At 73.3% G+C, this 14697-nt stretch carries 10 protein-coding genes and 1 pseudogene; 3 read left to right on the top strand and 8 right to left on the bottom strand.

The window, feature by feature from the left end:
- Positions 1-28 precede the first annotated feature (28 nt).
- Positions 29-856 (top strand): DUF3097 domain-containing protein, encoded by an 828-nt coding sequence (locus EKH77_RS10175; RefSeq protein ID WP_126914086.1) that lies wholly within the window; start codon positions 29-31, stop codon positions 854-856.
- 150 nt (positions 857-1006) lie between these two features.
- Here the strand turns inward: EKH77_RS10175 and hemW are convergent, their stop codons facing one another.
- The 4 genes from hemW to lepA all read right to left on the bottom strand — a co-directional run bounded on the left by hemW (position 1007) and on the right by lepA (position 8306).
- On the bottom strand, positions 1007-2239 hold the full coding sequence (hemW, locus tag EKH77_RS10180; protein WP_126914087.1) for a radical SAM family heme chaperone HemW: 1233 nt from the start codon (positions 2237-2239) through the stop codon (positions 1007-1009).
- Between the two features lie 42 nt (positions 2240-2281).
- Positions 2282-4183 (bottom strand): ATP-binding SpoIIE family protein phosphatase, encoded by a 1902-nt coding sequence (locus tag EKH77_RS10185; protein WP_126914088.1) that lies wholly within the window; start codon positions 4181-4183, stop codon positions 2282-2284.
- A gap of 129 nt (positions 4184-4312) precedes the next feature.
- Positions 4313-6202: an AMP-dependent synthetase/ligase gene (locus tag EKH77_RS10190; protein WP_126914089.1), complete on the bottom strand. Its 1890-nt coding sequence runs from the start codon at positions 6200-6202 to the stop codon at positions 4313-4315.
- A 235-nt stretch (positions 6203-6437) separates the two neighbouring features.
- Positions 6438-8306, bottom strand: coding sequence for a translation elongation factor 4 (gene lepA, locus EKH77_RS10195; protein ID WP_126914090.1), 1869 nt, complete (start codon positions 8304-8306; stop codon positions 6438-6440).
- A 234-nt stretch (positions 8307-8540) separates the two neighbouring features.
- Here lepA and rpsT point away from each other — a divergent pair, with 234 nt between their 5' ends.
- Positions 8541-8807 (top strand): 30S ribosomal protein S20, encoded by a 267-nt coding sequence (gene rpsT / locus EKH77_RS10200; protein ID WP_126914091.1) that lies wholly within the window; start codon positions 8541-8543, stop codon positions 8805-8807.
- A 236-nt stretch (positions 8808-9043) separates the two neighbouring features.
- Here rpsT and holA read toward each other — a convergent pair whose 3' ends face one another.
- Positions 9044-10030: a DNA polymerase III subunit delta gene (gene holA, locus EKH77_RS10205; protein WP_164737778.1), complete on the bottom strand. Its 987-nt coding sequence runs from the start codon at positions 10028-10030 to the stop codon at positions 9044-9046.
- 72 nt (positions 10031-10102) lie between these two features.
- Between holA and EKH77_RS10210 the strand changes: the two genes are divergently transcribed.
- The gene (locus EKH77_RS10210) at positions 10103-10381 is read left to right on the top strand and encodes a hypothetical protein (protein ID WP_126914093.1); all 279 of its coding nucleotides are present in this window, start codon (positions 10103-10105) and stop codon (positions 10379-10381) included.
- A gap of 33 nt (positions 10382-10414) precedes the next feature.
- Here EKH77_RS10210 and EKH77_RS10215 read toward each other — a convergent pair whose 3' ends face one another.
- From EKH77_RS10215 to EKH77_RS10225, 3 genes and pseudogenes are all read right to left on the bottom strand, one after another.
- Positions 10415-11266, bottom strand: a complete 852-nt coding sequence (locus EKH77_RS10215; RefSeq protein ID WP_346429050.1) for an arylamine N-acetyltransferase family protein — start codon at positions 11264-11266, stop codon at positions 10415-10417.
- Between the two features lie 101 nt (positions 11267-11367).
- Positions 11368-13821 (bottom strand): annotated as a pseudogene (locus EKH77_RS10220) (ComEC/Rec2 family competence protein); the annotation flags it as partial.
- Positions 13818-14648 (bottom strand): ComEA family DNA-binding protein, encoded by an 831-nt coding sequence (locus EKH77_RS10225; protein WP_126914095.1) that lies wholly within the window; start codon positions 14646-14648, stop codon positions 13818-13820. The pseudogene EKH77_RS10220 and the gene EKH77_RS10225, both read right to left, overlap by 4 nt.
- Positions 14649-14697: the final 49 nt, after the last annotated feature.

A 14697-nucleotide genomic window follows, 5' to 3' on the forward strand; every position in this document is an offset into this window, starting at 1 on the left:
GTGTGGATCTTGAACCACAATGGCCCGCATGTGGAGCAAGCGGTACAGCCCTGATCTCACTCCTCCGTGGAAGCGGTCCGCTCCCGTCCCCGAGATCCCGGCGGAGCCGGATCTCGTGGTCGAGGAGGTCACGACCGGTTTCTGCGGGGCGGTGATCCGCTGCGAGAAGACGGCCCAGGGGCCGACGGTGACGCTGGAGGACCGCTTCGGCAAGTGCCGGGTGTTCCCCATGGAGCCGCGCGGGTTCCTGCTGGACGGCCGGGTCGTCACCCTCGTCCGCCCGGCCCCCGCTCCCCCGGCGGCCCCCGCCCGCACCGCCTCCGGCTCCCTCGCCGTCCCCGGCGCCCGCGCCCGCGTCGCCCGCGCGGGCCGCATCTACGTCGAGGGCCGCCACGACGCGGAGCTCGTGGAACGGGTGTGGGGTGACGACCTGCGCGTCGAGGGCGTCGTCGTCGAATACCTCGAGGGCGTCGACGACCTCCCGTCGATCGTCCGCTCCTTCGGCCCGGGGCCCGACGCGCGCCTGGGCGTCCTGGTCGACCACCTCGTCCCGGGCTCGAAGGAGTCACGGATCGCGGCGGAGGTGACGGCGGAGTCCCCGCACGTGCTGGTCGTGGGTCACCCGTACGTGGACGTCTGGGAGGCCGTGAAGCCGGCGTCGGTGGGGATCCCGGGGTGGCCGACGGTGCCGCGGGGGATGGACTGGAAGACGGGGGTGTGCCGGGGGCTGGGGTGGCCGGAGAACACGGGTGCGGCGTGGCAGCGGATCCTGTCCGGCGTGCGGAGCTATAAGGACCTGGAGCCGGCGCTCCTCGGCCGGGTCGAGGAGCTGATCGACTTCGTGACTGTCCCCTGACCCGCCCCTTCCCGAAACCGGGGCTCCGCCCCGGACCCCGGTCCTCAAACGCCGGACGGGCTGAAATCAGCCCGTCCGGCGTTTGAGGACAAGCGGGGGTTCTAGGGGGCGGCAGCCTCCTAGGAAACGGTGAAAGGGCGGGGCTGGGGCTCAGTCCACCAGGTCGCGGACGACCGCGTCGGCCAGCAGACGACCCCGCAGGGTCAGCGCGGCCCACCCGCGCTCGTAGGCGTCCGGCCGCAGCAGGCCGTCCTGAAGCGCCCGGGCCGCCGCCCGGGACCCGGCCGGCTTCAGGAGCGACAACGGGCACCCCTCCTCCAGCCGCAGCTCCAGCAGAATCCGCTCGACCCGCCGGTCCTCCTCGGAGAGGAGCTCCCGACCCGCCCCCGGCGACCGCCCCTCGGCCAGCGCCTGCGCATACGCGCCCGGATGCTTGACGTTCCACCACCGCACACCCCCCACGTGGGAGTGCGCCCCCGGCCCCGCGCCCCACCAGTCCGCGCCGCGCCAGTAGAGCTCGTTGTGGCGGCAGCGGCCCGCCTCGTCCGTCGCCCAGTTCGAGACCTCGTACCAGGAGAAGCCGGCCGCCGAGAGCGCCTCCTCGGCGATCAGGTAGCGGTCCGCGTGGACGTCGTCGTCCGTCATCGGCACCTCGCCGCGCCGGATGCGCCGCGCGAGCTGCGTGCCCTCCTCGACGATCAGGGCGTATGCCGAGACGTGGTCGGGGCCCGCGCCGATGACCGCGTCCAGGGAGGCGCGCCAGTCGTCGTCGCTCTCCCCCGGCGTGCCGTAGATCAGGTCGAGGTTGACGTGCTCGAAGCCCGCCGCGCGCGCCTCCGCCACGCACGCCTCCGGGCGGCCCGGGGTGTGGGTGCGGTCGAGGATCTTCAGGACGTGCTGGCGGGCGCTCTGCATGCCGAAGGAGACCCGGTTGAAGCCGGCGGCCCGCAGCTCCTCCAGGTAGCGGGGGTCGACGGACTCGGGGTTGGCCTCCGTGGTGACCTCGGCGCCGTCCGCCAGCCCGAACTCGTCGCGGATCGCGGCGAGCATCCGGCCCAGGTCGGCGGCGGGCAGCAGCGTGGGCGTGCCACCGCCGACGAAGACGGTCTCGACCGGGCGGGGGTCGTCGCCGAGCACCTTGCGGGCCAGGCGGATCTCCTCGGCGACCGTCTCCGCGTAGTTCTCGCGGGAGGCGAGGGCGCCGCCGGATCCGCGCAGCTCGTTCGCGGTGTAGGTGTTGAAGTCGCAGTAGCCGCAGCGGGTGGCGCAGTACGGGACGTGGAGGTAGAAGCCGAGGGGCCGCTGCCCGGAGCCGTCGAGGGCGTGGCGGGGCAGTGCCCCGTCCTCGGGCATGGGCTCACCATCGGGCAGTACGGAAGGCATACGGTCCATTGTCCGGCATGCCGCGCGGTACCTGTTCCCTGATCACTCCGCTCTGAGCACCAGCAGCGCCAGGTCGTCGTCCGGCGGCGTCGGCGCGAAGCCGTGGACGGCGCGGCGGATGCGCCCGGCGACGCCTTCGGCCGTGAGGCCCGCGCAGCCCGCGAGGGCGGTGGCGAGGCCGTCGCCGTCGTCGAAGAGGCGGTTGCCGGCCTTGCGCTCGGTGACGCCGTCGGTGACGCACAGCAGGGTGTCGCCGTGTGCCAGGTCGAAGGACTGGCTGACGTAGGCGACGTCGTCGACGACGCCGAGGAGCATCTGCGGCGCCGCCACGCTGCGCACCGATCCGTCGGGGCGCAGGAGCAGCGGCAGCGGGTGCCCGGCGCTGGCGAGGGTGCAGCGGACGCCCTCGCGGTGGGGCACGAGCTCGCCGTAGAGGAGGGACAGGAAGCGCGGCCCGGCGCCGTTCTCCGCTTCGGCCGCCTCCTCGCCGAGCATCCGGTTGAGCCGGGTGAGGACGTCGCCGACGCCGTAGCCCTCCTTCCCGAGGAGCCGGAGCCAGGGGCGGACGAGGCCGGTGGTCACGGCGGCCTCGGGTCCGCTGCCGCAGACGTCGCCGAGGGCGAAGCACCAGCGGTCGCGCCCGGCGGCGAAGACGTCGTAGAAGTCGCCGCCGGCGGCCGTGTCGCCACGGGGTTCGTAGACGACGGCCTTGTCGAGGCCGGGGATCTCGGCGACGCGGCGCGGGAGAAGCCCGCGCTGGAGGATGCGGCTGATGGTGGCCTGGCGGGTGTATTTGCGGGCGGAGGCGAGGGCCAGGGCGAGGCGGCGGGCGAAGTCCTCGGTGAGGGTGACGACGTCGCCGCTCATGGCGGTGGGCCCGGAGCGGCCCAGCAGGAGGGTGCCGACGCCCCGGCCGCCCGCGACGAGTCGGCAGGCCAGGGCCGAGCCGCCGGCCGGGCCCCCGGCGGGGCCGTCGGACGGGCCGTCGGAGGACGGTCCGTCGGACGGGCCGGCGGGGGCGTGGGGCCAGGGGACGGCGCGCCCGGCGGGAGCCAGGGCGGGCGGGGTGCGCTGGAGGGCGAGCCGGAGGGGTTCGACGCAGCTCTCGTGGGCGTGCCAGACGCGGGAGAGGCGCGGGGCGGGGCGGAGGTCGCCGGGGGTGCTCTCGGCGTCGAGCCAGACGGCGCACCAGTCGGCGAGGCGGGGGACGGCGAGCTGGGTGGCGAGGGAGGCGACGGTGTCCTCGTCGAACTGGCCGGAGAGCAGTTCGGACGCCTCGGCGAGGAAGGACAGGGCGCGGTGGGGGCCGCTGTCGCCGAGGCCGCGGGCGGGTGGTTCGCAGGGGGTGCCGGGGGCGAGGATCTCGGCGACGCGGAGGTCGCCGAGGAGGGTGTGGTCGACGGCGTACGAAGGGCCGGTGGGGTCCCTGGGGCTGGTGGGGAGGTGGAACCAGACGGTCTTGTCGGTGCGGCGGTAGGCGGTGCCCCAGGTCTCGGCCAGTTCGGCGACGAGGCGCAGGCCCTGGCCGCCGTGGGCGGGGGCGTCGGCGCGGTCCCCGCAGCCCTGGCGGGGGCGGGCGCGGAACTCCCGCGCGGGGTGGTGGTCGGTGACCTCGACGACGAGGCTGCCGCCGCGCGCGGGGTCGAGCCGGCATTCGAGGTCGACCGATGTCCCGGCGTGCACCACGGCGTTGGTCACCAGCTCGCTGACGAGCAGCGTGGCGTCGTCGGTGACCGCGGCGTGGGCGTTCCACCCGGCGAGCACGCCGCGGACGAACCGCCGGGCGGCGGAGGGCGCGCGGGCGTCGCCGGGCAGGCTGGTGCGGGCCGTGGGCGGTCCGGACGACGGCGGGTCGGGGCTACGGGCGGGGTTGCGCGGAACCGGCCCGTCCGTACGGGGCTTCGGTGATGTCCTCACAGTGGCGCTCCTGACCGCGTACGGCATAGTGCGGATTTCACCACCGACAGACTGACAGACTGTCGGTGCTCAGGTGCGCCGAGTTGAGTAAGTGACCGCTATGGGAGTACGCGGGCCGCACGGCCCCCGACCGCGCCGTCCCGCCGCTCCCACCTGTCAGTCTTCCTTGGAGCCCGCGTACATCTCCTCGATGAGGCCCTTGTACGTACGCTCGACGACCGGCCGCTTGAGCTTGAGGCTGGGGGTCAGCTCGCCGTGCTCGATGTCGAGGTCGCGGGGCAGCAGCCGGAACTTCTTGATCGTCTGCCAGCGCTGGAGCCCTTCGTTCAGCTCCCGTACGTAGCCCCCGATGAGCGCCTGGGTCTCCTCGGCGGCGACCACGTCCGCGTACGAACGGTCCTCCATGCCCTGTTCCTTGGCCCAGGTCAGCAGGGCCGGGCCGTCGAGGGCGATGAGGGCGGTGCAGTAATTGCGGTCGGCGCCGTGCACCAGGATGTTGGAGACGTAGGGGCACACGGCCTTGAAGCGGCCCTCGATCTCGGCGGGGGCGATGTACTTGCCGCCGGATGTCTTGATCAGGTCCTTCTTCCGGTCGGTGATCCGCAGATAGCCGTCCGGGGAGAGCTCGCCGATGTCGCCGGTGTGGAACCAGCCGTCGGGCTCCAGGACCTCGCCGGTCTTCTCGGGCTGGCCGTGGTAGCCCTCCATGACGCCGGGGCTGCGCAGCAGGATCTCGCCGTCGTCGGCGATGCGCACCTCCGTTCCGGGCAGGGGCTTGCCGACCGTGCCGGTGCGGTAGGCCTCGCCGGGGTTGACGAGGTTGGCGGCGCTGGTCTCGGTGAGGCCGTAGCCCTCCAGGATGTGGATGCCCGCGCCGGCGAAGAAGTAGCCGATGTCGGGGGCGAGGGCGGAGGCGCCGGAGACGCAGGCGCGCAGCCGGCCGCCGAAGGCGTCGCGGATCTTGGCGTAGACGAGGGCGTCGGCGACGCGGTGCTTGGCGGCGAGGCCGAAGGGGACGGCCTTGCTGCCGGTGCGGCGGTAGTTGTCCTGGGAGACCTTGGCGTACTCGCGCGCGACCTCGGCGGCCCAGCGGAAGATCTTGTACTTGGCCGGGCCGCCCTCACGGGCCTTGGTCGCGACCCCGTTGTAGACCTTCTCGAAGATCCGGGGGACGGCGGCCATATAGGTGGGGCGGACGATCGGCAGGTTCTCCACGATCTTGTCGACCCGGCCGTCCACGGCGGTGATGTGCCCGACGCTGATGTGCCCGGCGGTGAGCACCTTGCCGAAGACGTGGGCGAGCGGCAGCCACAGGTACTGCACGTCGTCGGGACGGACGAGCTCGGTGGCCTGGATCGCGCGGGACATGTACGACCAGGCGTCGTGGCGCAGCCGTACGCCCTTGGGGCGGCCGGTGGTGCCGGAGGTGTAGATGAGGGTGGCGAGCTGCTCGGGGCGCAGGGCGGCGATGCGGTCCTTGACGGCCCGGGGGTGGCGCTCCAGGTGGGCGGTGCCGCGCTTCTCCAGGTCGGCGAGGGAGAGCACCCAGCCCTCCGGGTCGCCCTCGGCGGGGACGGCGTCGGCCGCGTCGATGACGACGACGTGGGCGAGGTGCGGGAGTTCGGAGCGGCGCAGCCGGGCCTTGGCCAGCTGGGCGGCGTCCTCGGCGATCAGGACCCGGCAGTCGGCGTCGGAGAGCATGAAGGCGGTCTCGTCGGCGTTGGTGCTCGGGTAGACGGGGGTGGTGGCGGTGCCCGCGCACATGATGCCGAGGTCGGCGAGGATCCAGTCCACCCGGGTGGAGGAGGCCAGCGCCACGCGCTCCTGGGGGAGGACGCCGAGGTCGATCAGGCCGGCGGCGATGGCGAAGACCCGGTCGGCGGCCTGCCGCCAGGTGAGCGAGGCCCAGGTGTCGGGGCCCTCGCCGGAGGGGGACGGCACGGGGTGGCGGTAGGCCTCCGCGTCCGGTGTGGCCTCGACCCGTTCGAGGAAGAGCGTCGCCACGGAGGGCGGCCTGTTCTCGATCAGAGCCTGTGTCTCGGTCACGGCATCCTCCGGGGTCCGGCTTCGTCGCTGGACTGCTTTCGTTGGCTTTCACCCTGGTGACCCGCGAGTAACCTCCGCGAGCAGTGATCAGACTAGAGCGGAAGGGCCTCTCGCGTAAGAGTGCGAGGGGCACGGTTTGAGCACCGGGCCGCTGGGGTGGTCCCACAAACGGCGACGTGCCCCGACCGGGGACCGGTCGGGGCACGTCACGCGCTGCACCGCGGGCGCGTGAGGGCTACTTCTTGCCCTTCTCGCCACTCTCGTCGCTGGACAGCACCGCGATGAAGGCCTCCTGGGGGACCTCCACGCTGCCGACCATCTTCATGCGCTTCTTGCCTTCCTTCTGCTTCTCCAGCAGCTTCCGCTTACGGGAGATGTCACCGCCGTAGCACTTGGCGAGGACGTCCTTGCGGATGGCGCGCACGGTCTCACGGGCGATGACCCGCGAGCCGATGGCGGCCTGGATCGGCACCTCGAAGTTCTGCCGGGGGATGAGCTCGCGCAGCTTGGCGACGAGACGGACGCCGTACGCGTACGCCTTGTCCTTGTGGGTGATCGCGGAGAACGCGTCGACCTTGTCGCCGTGCAGCAGGATGTCGACCTTGACCAGGTCGGCGGTCTGCTCGCCGGTGGGCTCGTAGTCGAGGGAGGCGTAGCCGCGGGTCTTGGACTTCAGCTGGTCGAAGAAGTCGAAGACGATCTCCGCGAGGGGCAGGGTGTAGCGCAGCTCGACCCGGTCCTCGGAGAGGTAGTCCATGCCCAGCATCGTGCCGCGGCGGGACTGGCAGAGCTCCATGATCGCGCCGACGAACTCGGTGGGCGCCAGCACGGTCGCCTTGACGACCGGCTCGTGGACCTCGGCGATCTTGCCCTCGGGGAACTCGCTCGGGTTGGTGACGACGTGCTCGGCGCCGTCCTCCATCCGCACGTTGTAGACCACGTTGGGGGCGGTGGCGATGAGGTCGAGGCCGAACTCGCGCTCCAGCCGCTCGCGGACCACGTCCAGGTGGAGCAGGCCGAGGAAGCCGACGCGGAAGCCGAAGCCGAGGGCGGCCGAGGTCTCCGGCTCGTAGACGAGCGCGGCGTCGTTGAGCTGGAGCTTGTCGAGGGCCTCGCGCAGCTCCGGGTAGTCCGAGCCGTCCAGCGGGTACAGGCCCGAGAACACCATCGGCTTGGGGTCCTTGTAGCCGCCCAGCGCCTCGGTGGCGCCGTTCTGCTGGGAGGTGATCGTGTCACCGACCTTGGACTGCCGCACGTCCTTCACACCGGTGATGATGTAGCCCACCTCGCCGACGCCGAGGCCGTCGGCGGGCGTCATCTCGGGCGAGGAGACGCCGATCTCCAGCAGCTCGTGGGTGGCGCCGGTCGACATCATCTTGATGCGCTCGCGCTTCTTGAGCTCACCGTCGACGACCCTGACGTAGGTGACCACGCCGCGGTAGGAGTCGTAGACCGAGTCGAAGATCATCGCGCGGGCCGGGGCGTCCTTGACGCCGACCGGGGCCGGGACCTGGGCGACGACCTTGTTGAGCAGCTCGTCGACGCCGACGCCGGTCTTCGCGGAGACCCGCAGCACGTCCTCGGGCTCGCAGCCGACCAGGTTGGCGAGCTCGGCGGCGAACTTCTCCGGCTGGGCGGCCGGCAGGTCGATCTTGTTGAGGACCGGGATGATCGTGAGGTCGTTCTCCATCGCCAGGTAGAGGTTGGCGAGGGTCTGGGCCTCGATGCCCTGGGCGGCGTCCACGAGGAGGATGCAGCCCTCGCACGCGGCCAGGGAGCGCGAGACCTCATAGGTGAAGTCCACGTGACCCGGCGTGTCGATCATGTTCAGGATGTGGGTCGAGCCCTCACCCTCGCCCTCGGTGGGCGCCCAGGGCAGCCGGACCGCCTGGGACTTGATCGTGATGCCGCGCTCGCGCTCGATGTCCATCCGGTCGAGGTACTGCGCGCGCATCTGCCGCTGGTCGACCACGCCGGTCAGCTGGAGCATCCGGTCGGCGAGCGTCGACTTGCCGTGGTCGATGTGCGCGATGATGCAGAAGTTACGGATCAGAGCCGGGTCGGTACGGCTCGGCTCGGGCACGTTGGCAGGGGTGGCGGGCACGCAGGATCCATTCGGTGACTTCGGCGCGGACGCGCCAGTCTCGGCGGGAGTCGGGTATACGACCCCACCATGGTCCCACGAGCGGCGGGTACGGTCCGGTTTGGGACGGCCGAGTGGCTGCTGGTAGCCTGGTGCACCGTGCCTGTCGTGCCCTCTACACGACGGGATCACATGGCCACCGGCCGCGTGATCACGCACTCATCGAAATCCAACGAACCTGAAAAGGCTCTTTTCGTGGCGAACATCAAGTCCCAGATCAAGCGGAACAAGACCAACGAGAAGGCGCGCCTGCGCAACAAGGCCGTCAAGTCCTCGGTCAAGACCGTTGTCCGCGCGGCCCGCGAGGCCATCGTCGCCGGTGACGCCGCCAAGGCCACCGCCGCCGTCGCCCTGGCCAGCAAGAAGCTCGACAAGGCCGTCAGCAAGGGTGTCCTGCACAAGAACGCCGCCGCCAACAAGAAGTCGGCGCTGGCCAAGCAGGTTGCCGGCCTCAAGGGCTGAAGAAGCCTTTCCGGGGCGTGAGCCCTGGAGCCTTGCCGGAACGGACCGAAGCGGCCCCTCTACCGCTCCGTTCCCGGCACCCCGCCGCGCTCGGTCGTTCGCCACGCGGGCGCGGCATGAGCCCTTTGGGCTCGTCTGAACGTTCCGGAGGCCCGCCTCCGCCCTTCCCCAGGGCGGAGGCGGGCCTCCGGGCATTTCCGGGGGCTCCCCCGGGGGTCTGATGTGGGCCGTCGGTCCTACGCGCGGGCGCGGGCGGCTCGGGCCACTGCTACGACCGCCTTCTCCAGGGCGTACTCGGGGTCGTCGCCGCCGCCCTTGACGCCGGCGTCGGCCTCGGCGATCGCGGTGAGGGCGGCCGCCACCCCGTCCGCGGACCAGCCGCGCATCTGCTGACGCACCCGGTCGATCTTCCACGGCGGCATGCCCAGCTCACGGGCGAGATCCCCGGGACGGGCCCCGCGCGGCGCGGAGGCGAGCTTGCCGATCGAGCGGACGCCCTGGGCCAGGGCGCTGGTGATCAGCACGGGGGCGACCCCCGTGGACATGGCCCAGCGCAGGGCCTCCAGGGCCTCGGCCGCCCGGCCCTCCACGGCACGGTCGGCGACGGTGAAGCTGGAGGCCTCCGCGCGGCCCGTGTAGTAGCGGGCGACGATGGACTCGTCGATGACGCCCTCGATGTCCGCGACGAGCTGCGCGCAGGCGCTCGCCAGCTCGCGCAGATCGCTGCCGATGGCGTCGACCAGGGCCTGGCAGGCCTCCGGCGTCGCGGAACGGCCCGTCGCTCGGAACTCGCCGCGCACGAACGCGAGCCGGTCCGCCGGCTTCGTCATCTTCGGGCAGGCCACCTCACGGGCCCCCGCCTTGCGGGCCGCGTCGAGCAGCCCCTTGCCCTTGGCGCCGCCCGCGTGGAGCAGCACCAGGGTGATCTCCTCGGCGGGCGCGCCGAGGTAGCCCTTCACGTCCTTGATCGTGTCCGCGGAGAGGTCCTGCGCATTGCGGACGATCACGACTTTGCGCTCGGCGAACAGGGACGGGCTGGTCAGCTCGGCCAGCGTGCCGGGCTGGAGCGCGTCGGGGGTGAGATCCCGGACGTCGGTGTCCGCGTCGGCCGCGCGGGCGGCCTTCACCACCTCCTGAACGGCGCGGTCGAGAAGGAGATCCTCCTGGCCCACGGCGATCGTCACGGGGGCGAGCAGGTCGTCGGTTGCAGTCTTCCTGGCCATCGTGACCAGCATCCCATGCGCCAGTGACAGACCCCGCCGAAAGCCGCCGGAGGCATACCGCACAATAAGCGGGTGACCAGCGCTTCTCCCTTCTCTTCCCAGACTTCCGACCCCGTACGGCACCTGCTGGTGCTGCCCGACCGCGACGCCGCCGAGGAGGCGGCCGAGGAAGCGGGCCGACGGTTCGTCCTCGACGACGACCCCCAGGTGGTCCGCGAGGCGCTCGCCGGCGAGGACGACGCCGAGGACGCCCAGTGGCTGGTCGTCATCGAAGACCCCGACGGCGAGCTCGACCGCGCCGCGCTGCGCGAACTCGCCGAGGAGTACGACGGCTGGACCGAGGTCGAGTAGACCCGGACCCTCGTGGGCCACGGCCGGGGAGGATCAGCTCCCCTGGCCCGCGCCCCTCGCCTCGGGTACCCGCTCCAGCTCCAGGCCGAAGTGCTCCTGGTAGGCGGCCGCCATCTCCCCTTCCGCCAGCGTCCGCTCCACGCGCCCGCCGGCATCCGTCGTCACGAGCGTGCGGCCGCTGATGGTGACCCGGCCGCCGTCCTCGGTGAGCCGGGAGCAGAGCACCGACTGCCCGAACGGCGACAGCGGCGAGGTCCGGTGCCACCAGTTGCCGGCCTCGAAGTCGGCCAGCGCCCGGGGGCGCCGCTCCAGGCGGTACTGCACCGCACCGTCCTTGCTGACGTCCAGGTCCCCCTCCTCCGTCTCGGCGATCCGGAACACCCCTCCGGCGTCCAGCTGGTCGCCGCGCTCGGTGAAGCTCAGCGGATGGTGACTGTTCCGGCCGAAGCCGACGTCCACCAGCCACTCCTCCCCCCGCCCGGGGCCGCCGTCCGTTCCGGTACCGGTCGTGACCAGCAGGGCCAGGTGGTCGAAGGGAATCCCGAACGTCCCGTCCGGCCCCATCACCCGTGCCGCCAGCAGCGTCACCCCATAGCCCAGCGCCGTCAGCAGCTCCGCGAACGCGCCGTTGATCTCGTAGCAGTAACCTCCCCTCCGCCTGCCCACGACCTTGTCCACCAAGGCCCCGCCCTCCAGCACGATCTCCTCACCGAGGTGGATCGAGAGGTTCTCGAAGGGCACCGCCACCAGATGGCGGAACTGTAGATCCCGCAGCGCCTCCAGGGTGGGGGCGGCCGGGCGGGGGGCGTCGATGTGACGGAGATAGGCGTCGATGTCCGCTGCGTGCATGACTCCGTTATCCCCCGGGCGGGGAGAGCACCGCATCGGTCCACGGACCTAGATCGTCTCGGTCTTTCCGCCGGGCGGCCTCGTCTCCTTTCCGACCTTCTCGTCCTTCTCTCCGTGACGGCTACAGGGCCGCCGGTCCCGCCGGTCCCGTCCGTGACGGCCACCGGTCCGTCGGTGTCGGTGCGCAGGACCGCCGCCCCCAGCTCCCGCAGCGCGCCGATCGTCCGGGCCGCCGGATGGCCGTAGGGGTTGCCGGCGCCCACGGAGATCACCGCCAGCCGGGGGTGGAGCCCACGCGTCAGCCGGGCGTCCTGATAGGCGGAACCGTGGTGGGCGACCTTGAGGACATCCACCTGTGGGAGGCCGGGGTGCGTCTCCCACAGCTCCTGCTGGGCGGGCGGTTCGAGGTCCCCGAGCAGCAGGAGGGTGAGCCCGCCCGTGCGGACGAGGAGGACGACGCTGGCGTCGTTGGGCCCCTCCTCCGCCACGGCGGACGTCCCGGCCGGCGGCGGCCACAGCACCTCCCACGACAGCCCGCCCACGCTCCGCCGCTCCCCCGGCACCGCCTCCACGACCGGCACACCCGCCCGCCGCGCCTCCCGCCGCACGAACGCCGCCTGGCCTTCCGGCAGGGCGTAAGGGGTCGTCTCGATCGCCCCCACCGCGCGACCGCGCAGCACCCCCGGCAGGCCGTCGACGTGATCGGCGTGGAAGTGGCTCAACAACAGCATCGGCACCTCGTCGACACCCAGCCGCCGCAGACAGCGGTCGACGGCTCTCGGCTCGGGCCCGGCGTCGACGAGCACCGCGCTGTGCGGGCGTCCGGTGGCGAGCACCAGCGCGTCCCCTTGGCCGACATCGCACGCCACCATCCGCCAGTCCGGCGGGGGCCATCCGGTGAGGCCCCTCGTCAGGGGCGCCGGGCGGACCACGGCCAGCAGCAGGACCAGCGCGCACGCCCCGCAGACCCACGGGCCGCGCAGCACCCGCCCCGCGACCAGCAGAAGGACCACCGTCGCCGCCGCCAGCCACAGCCCGCCGGCCCAGCCGCCGGGCCAGTCCAGCTCGGCGCCGGGCAGCCCCGCACCGGTCCGGGCGACGGTCGCCGTCCACCGCGCCGGCCAGCCCGCCAGCCAGGCGAGTCCCCCGGCGAGCTGCGGCACGAGCGGGGCGGCGGCGAGCGCGGCGAACCCGAGGACCGTGGCGGGCGCGACCGCAGGCTCGGCGAGCAGATTGCACGGCACCGCCACCAGGCTCACCCGCGCCGCCAGCACCACGATCACCGGCGCGCACACCGCCTGCGCCGCGCCCGCAGCCGCGAGGGCCTCCGCGATCCGGGGCGGCACCCCGCGCCGCCGCAGGCCCGCCGCCCAGCGCGGAGCGAGGGTCAGCAGGGCGCCGGTGGCCAGGACCGAAAGCAGAAACCCGTAGCCCCGCGCCAGCCACGGATCGTAGAGGACGAGCAGGAGCACGGCCCCCGCCAGCGCGGGCAACAGGCCGCGACGACGGCCCGTCCCGACGGCCAGCAGAGTGATCAGCCCGCACGCGGCTGCCCGCAGCACACTCGGCTCGGGACGGCACACCACCACGAAACCGAGCGCCAGCCCGCCGCCCAGCACCGCCGTCAGCCGCAGCGGGATCCCCAACCGGGCCGCCAGTCCACGGCGCTCGGCACGCGAGGCGAGATGCGGCGGCCCGATGAGCACGGCCAGCAGCACCGCCAGGTTTCCCCCGGACACGGCGAGGAGATGCGTCAGATCCGTGGCTCGAAAGGCCTCTTCGAGGTCGGAGGGGACGCGCGAGGTGTCCCCGACGACCAGGCCGGGCAGCAGCGCCCGGGCATCCGGCGCCAGCCCGTCGGCCGCCTCCCGCAGCCCGGCGCGCAACCGCCCCGCCACCCGCTGCACCACGGACGGCCCCGCGACGATCCGTGGCGGGCCGCTGTCACCGACCCGGACGACGGCCGCGACGCGGTCACCCGACCGGGAGGGCGGCAAGAACCGGCCATCCACCCTGAGTTCGGTGGAGGGCAGCAGCCCCAGCCAGGACTGATGGGCCATCAGCAACACCGGCGTACGGACCGCTGTCGTCACCCCGCGTGCGGTGGTCACACAGGTCGCCTCGGCCTCCACCACGACGGCGGGCGCCGCCCGGACCGAGCCCCGCACCCGTGGCCGGGTCGGCCTCGGGTCCCCGGTCAACGTCACCTCGACGGTCGCCTCGGCATGCCGCCGCGCCAACTCCGGCACCGGCCCGCGCCGGGTGTCGGCCCCCGCCAACCCACCGACGGCCGCCCCTGCGGCGGCACACAGCAACACAGCCGCCACCGCGCCGGCCGCCCCGGCCCCGGTCGCTCCCCCGCCGCCGCCCCTGGCGCCCCGGCGCGCAGCCGCCACCAGCAGCAGTGCGCAGGACACGAGCACCGCCGTCCCGCAGGCGACGGCAACCGCGCGGCCCTCCGCCGTCAGGGCGGCCGCCGCGGCGGCCCACGCCGCGAGTGCGGGCCCGACCAGCCGCAGGTCGGCCGGGGCGGCCTCCCCACCCCCTCCCGCCGGAGGGGCGCCCGTATCGGCGACAGCGGCCCGCGTCATGGCTGGACCAGCGGCTTGAGGTCCGTGAAGCGGCGGGCGCCGATGCCGTTGACATGGCGGAGGTCGGAGACCGAGCGGAAGCCCCCGTGCTGGGTGCGGTACTCGAGGATGTGCTGTGCGAGGACCGGACCCACGCCGGGGAGGGCGTCGAGCTGTTCGAGCGTCGCGGAGTTGAGACTGACCGGCCCGGCTGCGCCGGTAAGCCCGGCGGCGGCGCCCGGGGCCGATGCCGGCACTCCCGGCGCTGGGCCTCCCGGCGCGGGGCCGGCGCCCACCACGATCAGCTCCCCGTCCATCAGCACGCGCGCCCGGTTGAGCCCCGCCGTGTCCACTCCCGGCCGCGCTCCTCCGGCGGCCTCCAGCGCGTCCTCGACCCGTGAGCCCGGCGGCAGTCGCTGAACCCCGGGGCGCCGCACCTTGCCCGTCACGTCCACCACCAGGCTCCGGGCCGACGGGCTGGGGCCAGGCGCCGGCGGACCAGGGACGGCTCCCACCGGCGGCGACGCCGCGACCGGCCCCTCGCGCGCCGGCGCCCGGACCGTCCGTGGGCGCCCCGCCCAGAAGTGGTACGCGCCCAAAGCGACCGCCGCGACCAGCACGGCCGTCAGTGCCGCGAGCGTCCTCGGCGCGATGCCGCATCGCAACCGCACCCACAAAGGCAGCCGGTCTCCCAGCGCGGCCATCACCCCACTCAGGCCCAGCCGCCCTCGCGGGCGCGCGGCGCCGGAGCCGACCCCGGGATCGGCCGCCGCACGGTCGCGCAGCGAGCCGAGGCCCAGGTCGAGAGTAGTGACGGTACGTGTCGGAGAGGGCGCGAATGAAGTCATGCCGTCACGCTAGGTGACGCCGCCCGATCCTGTCCGGAGGTCTCAATTC

Source organism: Streptomyces luteoverticillatus (assembly GCF_003970715.1).
GTDB lineage: Bacteria > Actinomycetota > Actinomycetes > Streptomycetales > Streptomycetaceae > Streptomyces > Streptomyces abikoensis.